Consider the following 7337-nt stretch of genomic DNA (forward strand, 5'->3'; position numbering starts at 1 on the left):
GATATATATCCCAGAGATGCAATCTAATATCGCGTCTCTACATCAACCCTTTATTGCAGAAACAGAAGCAGAAGAATTATCTTCAGACAGCGACAACGAAGATATTACACCTTTTCAAAAAAATATCTGGAATCGAGAAATGGCAGCTATATATTTAATTGAGCAAGGAACCTCAATATATAAAGACTATCAACGCTTTATTATTCATGTCTCCGAAAAACCTAAAATAGAAATTCCCGTTCGAGAGGTTGAGCAGATTATAGTTTTTGGCAATATCCAGTTATCAACCCATGTGATTAATGCTTGTCTTCAAGAAAAAATTGCTGTGCTATTTCTCAGTCAGTCTGGTCAATATCACGGTCATTTATGGAGTGAAGAATCTAGCAATTTAGATAATCAATTAATCCAAATGCAAAGGCGGAGTGATGATTATTTTCAATTTAGCATATCTAAAGCGATTGTTTTAGGGAAGCTGATGAACTCTAAGCAATTATTAATGCGATTTAACCGCAAGCGCAAACTAGTAGAAGTTGAAAAAGCTATCTTCGGAATTAATCAAGATATTGATTCGCTAGATTTTGTAGATAACTTAGATTCATTGCGCGGTTATGAAGGAATTGCCGCAGCGAGATATTTTCCGGCTTTTGGCAAGTTGATTACCAATTCTGCTTTTAGTTTTTCTCAAAGATTTCGTCAACCACCAACCGATGCTGTCAACTCTTTATTGAGTTTTGGTTATACTCTTTTATTTAACAATGTTTTAAGTTTTATCATTGCAGAAGGGCTTTCTCCCTATTTGGCTAATTTTCACTATGGTGAGAGGCAAAAACCCTATTTAGCGTTTGATTTGATGGAAGAATTTCGCTCGCCTGTCGTTGATGGTTTGGTTTTAAAGATTATTAATAATTCTATCTTCAAACCACAAGATTTTGATCTAGTTCCTAGTACGGGAGGAATCTATTTAAGTCAATCTGCGCGAAAAGTTTTTCTGAAGCAATTTGAAACTCGAATGAGTGAAGAAGTTTCTCATTCAGATTTGCAATCTCAAGTAACTTATCGTCATGCGATTCAGTTGCAGGTGAGACGATATAAGCGTAGCTTGTTATCTTCGGTGAGTTATGAACCTTTTTTAAGAGCTGCTTAAATGTTAGTTGTTGTTGTGTATGATATTCCTGACGACAAAAGACGTTCAAAACTATCCAATTTTTTGGAAGGCTATGGGCAAAGAATCCAGCTTTCGGTTTTTGAATGTTTTTTAAATTTGTCAGAAATGCAGCAACTTTACGATGATGTCAAGAAGCGGGTTAAGGCATCTGAGGATAATGTGCGGTTCTACTGGATTTCTCAGGAGGCTGTTAATAGAGTGCTAACGATTGGTGGTGAATCTCCCCAACCACCGCCAAAGTATTATGTAATCTAGGTTTAGGGAATTTTAAGAGGTTTTGTATCAGCTTCATCTACACACCTCGGCGAATGGCTGAAACCATATCTTTTTCGTTGAGGTGTGTCGATTGCTTACAGGGAGAGGGTTTGAGGTATGTCATACGCCAAGTTTTTCGGGAGGATGTACAATATTTTTAGAGGTGTGTCGATTTGGCGGCTGAAACCCTTACTGGGTAAAGGCTCCTAGACGAACTCCCTACCGATTGGGTTAAATCGGATTAGTTGGAAACGTTCTTGTCTTTGCTGTAAAGTTGCCGTTGGCCCCTACCGATTGGGTTAAATCGGATTAGTTGGAAACGCCAAGCGGCATACCAACGCCAAAGTTTAACATCAGCCCTACCGATTGGGTTAAATCGGATTAGTTGGAAACTTCAAGCTGCTCTCTAGGAAAGTTGGGATTGTCACCCTACCGATTGGGTTAAATCGGATTAGTTGGAAACTTGTTGCTGTAAAACGAAAAGACGTTGAGCGGCAGAACCCTACCGATTGGGTTAAATCGGATTAGTTGGAAACTTTTACTGCCAAAAGTACTTCTACTTCAGGAACAGTAACCCTACCGATTGGGTTAAATCGGATTAGTTGGAAACAAGGGAGTATTAATTTTTAATTACTTGACAATGTACCCCTACCGATTGGGTTAAATCGGATTAGTTGGAAACAATGTAAAACTTCATAATGGATGTACTTAAAGTTAACCCCTACCGATTGGGTTAAATCGGATTAGTTGGAAACAAACTTCCATATCCTTTCTTTTTACAAAAGTCTTTATCCCTACCGATTGGGTTAAATCGGATTAGTTGGAAACCATTTTGTGCCTGGGAGGGACAGTTACCAGCAATCCCTACCGATTGGGTTAAATCGGATTAGTTGGAAACTTTTCTAGTTAATTTATCAAATCTTCCTTGTTTAAACTGAACCCTACCGATTGGGTTAAATCGGATTAGTTGGAAACAAAGTAGTCAACGCGAGTAAGGTCATGTCATTAGACCCTACCGATTGGGTTAAATCGGATTAGTTGGAAACAAAAAAGCGGTGGCTACGCACTCCAGCAATATATGCGGATAACCCTACCGATTGGGTTAAATCGGATTAGTTAAAATCCCAAAAAAAGCCCTCTAAATTGAGGGTTTTTATCTGCTTAATAACATCGCTACAGCTTATTTAAGCTGCATCAAATTTTCTATACTTAGCAAGTTTGTATTGAATATCATCCAAATAAATAACTTCATCAGCTACTTGAGAAAGTTGCTCACTCAACATACTCTTCTTAGCAACAACAGTAACTTTCACACCTCGACGCTGAACTTCTTCAACAACTGGAATAAAATCTCCATCTCCACTGACAAGAATCACATCATCTCCTTTTTTAACTTCGCCAATAATATCAACAGCTATTTTCACATCGTCACCGACAGTTTTAAAACTTTTACTATCAGGTCGCGCTAAGATAGGAAGCCCGATGACTTCATAACGCTGATATTTTAAATAATCAATAAACCGCCTTTGTCCATCATTCATAGGCGAATGAATACCAGTATAATATTTAAAATTAGTCCGGCTAGCGTCTTGGGAAAGTTCTATCCGTAAAGCATCATAATCTAGTTCAATTTGCAATCCATCAACAGCAAAACTTAAATTATTACCATCTATATATACACGAGTCATAGACTCTTGAGATTGTGTCAGAGGTAGAACAGAATTTGTGTTGTAGTTGACCTTGATATTTTCTGGTTTTTGAGAAGCAGCTTTTTCATAAAAATCTAATTTTTGCTCCAAAGTAGTAACTGTTGCTAAAACAACCTTTTGTTGATGCTGTAATTTTTGAATATTAGCAAGATGTAGACGTTGACGAGTATCCTGAGTTTGAAATTTCTTTCCGAGTTTATTTAGCTCGTTTTGCGTCTTTTCAAATTTAGTTTGCAGACAGATATTCTCTTGCTTAAAAGCAGTCAACTGTTTTTCTTTATCTGCATTGACTGAATTTAGTTTGACTATGAATCCTAGAGAAATAGCACCAAATCCAGTTACTTCACCCAGACTTCTAAGCATAGGTTGCTTGATAATCGAACCAGTAATAATGCACCCAATAGAGAAACCCGCTGTCACAGAAATTGCTTGAGTTAGCTTCATATATTTATTTTGTGGTATTAATTTTGCACAAAATCAAAATATCAAATACATGGAAATCGATTATTCCAATCACGTCATAACTTTGTAGAGACGGCGATTTATCGCGTCTCTTGCCTTAGCCGAATAGTATTGATTGAATTCAGAATTCCAAAACAGACGAGGAAAGTACCCTTTCCAAGCATAGGTTTTAATAATTGACATACAAGCACAAACCCAAAAGCAATCAGGGAAATATATGGTAATAACTCGCCGCGTCATGATTCTTGCAGATGGTGATAATACCTTCTTAGCAGCACAAAGTTTTAACAGAAAAATAGACTGGCCAAAAATCCGTGACTATCTAGCCGACCCAAAAGAAGGAAGAGAATTAATTGAAATGGTGATTTATGTCGGTTTACCTCCAGCTAGAGAACGATTTGAAGAACAGCGAAAAACTAAAGAAAAATTTGTTTATTGGGCAAGGAGTAACGGTTTTTTAGTCGTTTCAAAAGAAGGTAAAGCTAAAGGAGATGATTACGAAACCAATATAGATGTTGTCATGGCTATGGATGCAATCCAATTAGCTTTAGAAGTTAAACCAGACATTGTTGTTTTAGTAACGGGAGATTCGGATTTTGCTTATTTAGCAGAGAAACTTAGAAGACGGGGGATACGAGTTGAAGTTGCCTCTGTAGAACAATCTTTAGGTAGTGAGTTAAAAAACTCTGCGAATAGTGTTGTTGATTTGATAGAAGTATTTGATAAATTTAACGCCCAAAATGGGAATCAAAATCTTCACCGAATTGGTAACTCGAATGTTTTTGATTAAGTAGTTATTAATCATTTATCCAAATTCAATCAATGGGAAAATCATGCAAACAGTTAATGGAAAGTTAATCACGAAAGAACAAGGTCAAATAGAGGCAATCCAACAGCAAACGGAAGGAATAATTCAACGCTACCAAAATTTAGAATCGCAGTTCACAGCTATTAACCAACAAAAAGATGCGAAATATTTACAGGAAATAAATGCTGTAAAAGTCTACCTACAAAAGTTAGATAAAAGATTGAATCTGTTGGAGCAGAATGTATCGAATCAAGCCAAAAACTTCTTGTATCTCAAGATTAGTGTTGCTATTGGATTAGTCAGCTTATGGTTCTGGTTTGGGATGAATAATCAACCTGCACACCACGAAACTAAACCTAAGAAATATACAGAGTCTATCCAACTACACCATGACTCAAATTGACTGATAAATTCATCCACTAATTGTAAATAAACCGAGGAGATGTCATGAGAGCAATTATCAATGGAAAACTGACTGATTTACCAGAAGGTGTCACAGTAGAAGATTTAAGAAAGAGATTACCAGAAATTGGTAATGATGACGTTATGGAAGAAGGGTTTGGTGGAACTCGACCTCTGAAAAATACAGAAGCACTCAAAGAAGGTTCAAAGGTATGGACTGTTCCCAAAATTGTTAAAGGCTCTAGAATTTGGGATTTGAAATTTTAGATTTTTGGTTTTGTTTCAAATTAGGATTAATGGTGGTGAAATATGACAGTGACAATTAATCAAGAAAAATCCGGGTTTAAAGCAACTGCAAGATTGCTAGAAGAACTCAACATTTTAGAAAAGGTTGCCAAGAATATTATTGTTGGTAGCAAGACTATTGGCAATATTAAATACACAGCTATTTTAGTTAAAGGGATGCCGTTATCATCAAAAAAATTCACTGTTTATAATAGTGATGTTTTGTTTTTGTTACCACTAGATTATCCCAGACTTCCCCCAATTGGTTGCTATCTTAACTACCCTTGGAATACGACAGGAGAAGGAGACCATCACTTTACCAGACAAAGTTACTATGGAGCGCCATTTTTAAGCGATGAAGGATGGTACTGGTATTGTGTTGGTCTAGGTGGAGGGTTTAATCGAGAGGTTTGGCTCAATTCTTGGAAACCCACGAATCAGGTTGATAAAGGACATAATCTAGCTACATTATTTATCACTGCACGTCACGCAATTAACAGCGATGAATAATTTGTCATTTGTCATTTGTCATTTGTCATTGGTCATTTGTCATTGGTCATTTGTCATTTGTCATTTGTTATTCTTTCTCAATTAATAACTAAGTAGTCGAGTGTAATTAGGTATCAGATAATAACCTCACCGTCAATCCTGGAGTTTAGTAAGGAGAGAAGCCGGAGATAGGGTGAGGTTTGATATTTAAGTTGACTCAGTTAATTTGGAATTAAACATCACTCATTGAGGGTAAAATAACATGAAAATTCAGAAGCTAACACCAGAAATTTCTCTACATATACCCCCGCAAATGTGGAAGCAGTTTCGCCAATCAATCATCAAGTCTCGGACTATGAATGAAGAAGTTATTGGTTTCTTTTTCTGCAAACGTCAGCAGATATCAAAAAATAAAATTCGCTATATTCCCAAAGCTTGGGTTGTTCCTTTACCTGATTGTTACGAAGGTCAATCTGCAAGTGGATTGGTGTTAACACAAAAGTTTCACTGGTATCTGCTCAAAAATTACCTAAGTAAGGGATTACATGTGGTACATATACATACCCATGCTGGTGATATGAGTCCTGATTTTTCCTGTGTTGATGACCGTTATGAATCGGAATATTCTCGATTTATTGCGTCGAGTTTTCCTAAAAAACCTCGTTTGATTTCTGGAGTATTTGACGAGTCGTTACAACAATCTCAATTTCGGATTTGGGATAGAAAAGGAGAAAGCTATCAGAGCATTAAATGCCATCAATCATGGTTAGAGCTTTCGGAAAATAGAGAATTATTGAATAATCCAAACCTGCCAAACAATATAGAGTTAATGTTTGTACGGCAGAAGATATTTGGTAATACTTGTCAAAAGCAACTTAATGAACTCAAAGTTACTCTCATAGGCTGCGGTGGTATTGGTTCAATTTTTGCTGAATTATTAGGTCGTTTAGGCGTGAAAAACTGGGTACTAATCGACCCAGACCGTTTAGAAACAGTTAACCTGAATCGAATGCCTGGAGCTACACAAGAAATGGCTGACCAACGATGGTATAAAGTGGATTATGTGAAATACTTAATTAAGAAAATCTATCAAACAGGTTCTTGTGTAAAAGCCATACCAACATCAATTGAACATGAATTAGCTCAACAAGAAATTGCTTCTTCCGATTTAATTGTTGTGGCTACAGACAATCATCTTTCGCGCCAAGTCGCCCAAGAATTAGCCTTGGAATATATGCGTCCTTTAGTTTGTCTTGGTACTCATATAGATGTTAATAAATCTGATAATACACCACGGATGTATTGTCGTGTGACTGTTCCGCCCTTGGGAGGTGGCTGGTGTTTGATGTGTGGGAACATTATTAATTTGCAAAGAGCAGCTTTAGAATCTGCACCTGTTGAGATTAACCAAATCGCTGCTAGTGCTGGTTATTTAGAAGGTATCAATGACCCCTCTGTTTTTTGGTTAAATAGTATTTGTGCTAGTACAGGCGTTGGGATAATTCACGGGATGGTGAGTGGTTTTCTAAATTTAGATGCTGGAATTGACTGGATTTATGAGTTTCCTGGTTCTATTTGGCATAAAACAAATATAGAGCATTTAGAAACTCCTGATTGTTATTTTTGCTCATCAGCACTGTTCGGTTAAGGCAAGAGACGCGATAAATCGCCGGTTAAGGCAAGAGACGCGATAAATCGCCGGTTAAAGCAAGAGACGCGATAAATCGCCGGTTAAAGCAAGAGACGCGATAAATCGCCGGTT

At 37.0% G+C, this 7337-nt stretch carries 8 protein-coding genes and 1 CRISPR repeat array; of the genes, 7 read left to right on the top strand and 1 reads right to left on the bottom strand.

What is annotated here, in order from left to right; translation table 11 throughout:
• Window positions 1–16 precede the first annotated feature (16 nt).
• Together cas1 and cas2 are read left to right on the top strand one after the other, a co-directional pair.
• Window positions 17–1144, top strand: coding sequence for a CRISPR-associated endonuclease Cas1 (cas1, locus tag RMY63_RS08710; protein WP_322728321.1), 1128 nt, complete (start codon window positions 17–19; stop codon window positions 1142–1144).
• Window positions 1145–1420 carry a CRISPR-associated endonuclease Cas2 gene (gene cas2, locus RMY63_RS08715; RefSeq protein ID WP_322728322.1) on the top strand — a complete coding sequence of 92 codons (276 nt, stop codon included), beginning with the start codon at window positions 1145–1147 and terminating at the stop codon, window positions 1418–1420.
• Between the two features lie 217 nt (window positions 1421–1637).
• Window positions 1638–2544: direct repeats of the CRISPR family, unit length 36 nt; unit sequence CCCTACCGATTGGGTTAAATCGGATTAGTTGGAAAC.
• A gap of 60 nt (window positions 2545–2604) precedes the next feature.
• On the opposite strand, the gene RMY63_RS08720 is transcribed toward cas2, so the two are convergent.
• Window positions 2605–3573 (bottom strand): NYN domain-containing protein, encoded by a 969-nt coding sequence (locus RMY63_RS08720; protein WP_322728323.1) that lies wholly within the window; start codon window positions 3571–3573, stop codon window positions 2605–2607.
• 235 nt (window positions 3574–3808) lie between these two features.
• Here RMY63_RS08720 and RMY63_RS08725 point away from each other — a divergent pair, with 235 nt between their 5' ends.
• From RMY63_RS08725 to RMY63_RS08745, 5 genes are all read left to right on the top strand, one after another.
• Window positions 3809–4381 carry an NYN domain-containing protein gene (locus RMY63_RS08725; protein ID WP_322728324.1) on the top strand — a complete coding sequence of 191 codons (573 nt, stop codon included), beginning with the start codon at window positions 3809–3811 and terminating at the stop codon, window positions 4379–4381.
• A 43-nt stretch (window positions 4382–4424) separates the two neighbouring features.
• The gene (locus RMY63_RS08730; RefSeq protein WP_322728325.1) at window positions 4425–4802 is read left to right on the top strand and encodes a hypothetical protein; all 378 of its coding nucleotides are present in this window, start codon (window positions 4425–4427) and stop codon (window positions 4800–4802) included.
• A 44-nt stretch (window positions 4803–4846) separates the two neighbouring features.
• A complete protein-coding gene (locus RMY63_RS08735) occupies window positions 4847–5068 on the top strand; it encodes a hypothetical protein (RefSeq protein ID WP_322728326.1) in 222 nt (73 codons plus the stop codon).
• A gap of 42 nt (window positions 5069–5110) precedes the next feature.
• Entirely contained in the window at window positions 5111–5596 is a 486-nt protein-coding gene (locus RMY63_RS08740; protein ID WP_322728327.1) for a hypothetical protein, read from the top strand.
• Window positions 5597–5837: 241 nt separating this feature from the next.
• On the top strand, window positions 5838–7223 hold the full coding sequence (locus RMY63_RS08745; protein ID WP_322728328.1) for a HesA/MoeB/ThiF family protein: 1386 nt from the start codon (window positions 5838–5840) through the stop codon (window positions 7221–7223).
• The last annotated feature ends 114 nt before the right edge of the window (window positions 7224–7337 follow it).

Origin of the sequence: Nostoc sp. ChiQUE01b (assembly GCF_034531255.1) — a bacterium.
GTDB lineage: Bacteria > Cyanobacteriota > Cyanobacteriia > Cyanobacteriales > Nostocaceae > Nostoc.

Excerpts from the sequence above, each read along its gene's own strand:
- RMY63_RS08745 (WP_322728328.1), top strand. The coding sequence starts at position 5,838 with ATGAAAATTCAGAAGCTAACACCAGAAATTTCTCTACATATACCCCCG.
- cas1 (WP_322728321.1), top strand. The coding sequence starts at position 17 with ATGCAATCTAATATCGCGTCTCTACATCAACCCTTTATTGCAGAAACA.
- RMY63_RS08720 (WP_322728323.1), bottom strand. The coding sequence starts at position 3,573 with ATGAAGCTAACTCAAGCAATTTCTGTGACAGCGGGTTTCTCTATTGGG.
- cas2 (WP_322728322.1), top strand. The coding sequence starts at position 1,145 with ATGTTAGTTGTTGTTGTGTATGATATTCCTGACGACAAAAGACGTTCA.
- RMY63_RS08740 (WP_322728327.1), top strand. The coding sequence starts at position 5,111 with ATGACAGTGACAATTAATCAAGAAAAATCCGGGTTTAAAGCAACTGCA.
- RMY63_RS08730 (WP_322728325.1), top strand. The coding sequence starts at position 4,425 with ATGCAAACAGTTAATGGAAAGTTAATCACGAAAGAACAAGGTCAAATA.
- RMY63_RS08725 (WP_322728324.1), top strand. The coding sequence starts at position 3,809 with ATGGTAATAACTCGCCGCGTCATGATTCTTGCAGATGGTGATAATACC.
- RMY63_RS08735 (WP_322728326.1), top strand. The coding sequence starts at position 4,847 with ATGAGAGCAATTATCAATGGAAAACTGACTGATTTACCAGAAGGTGTC.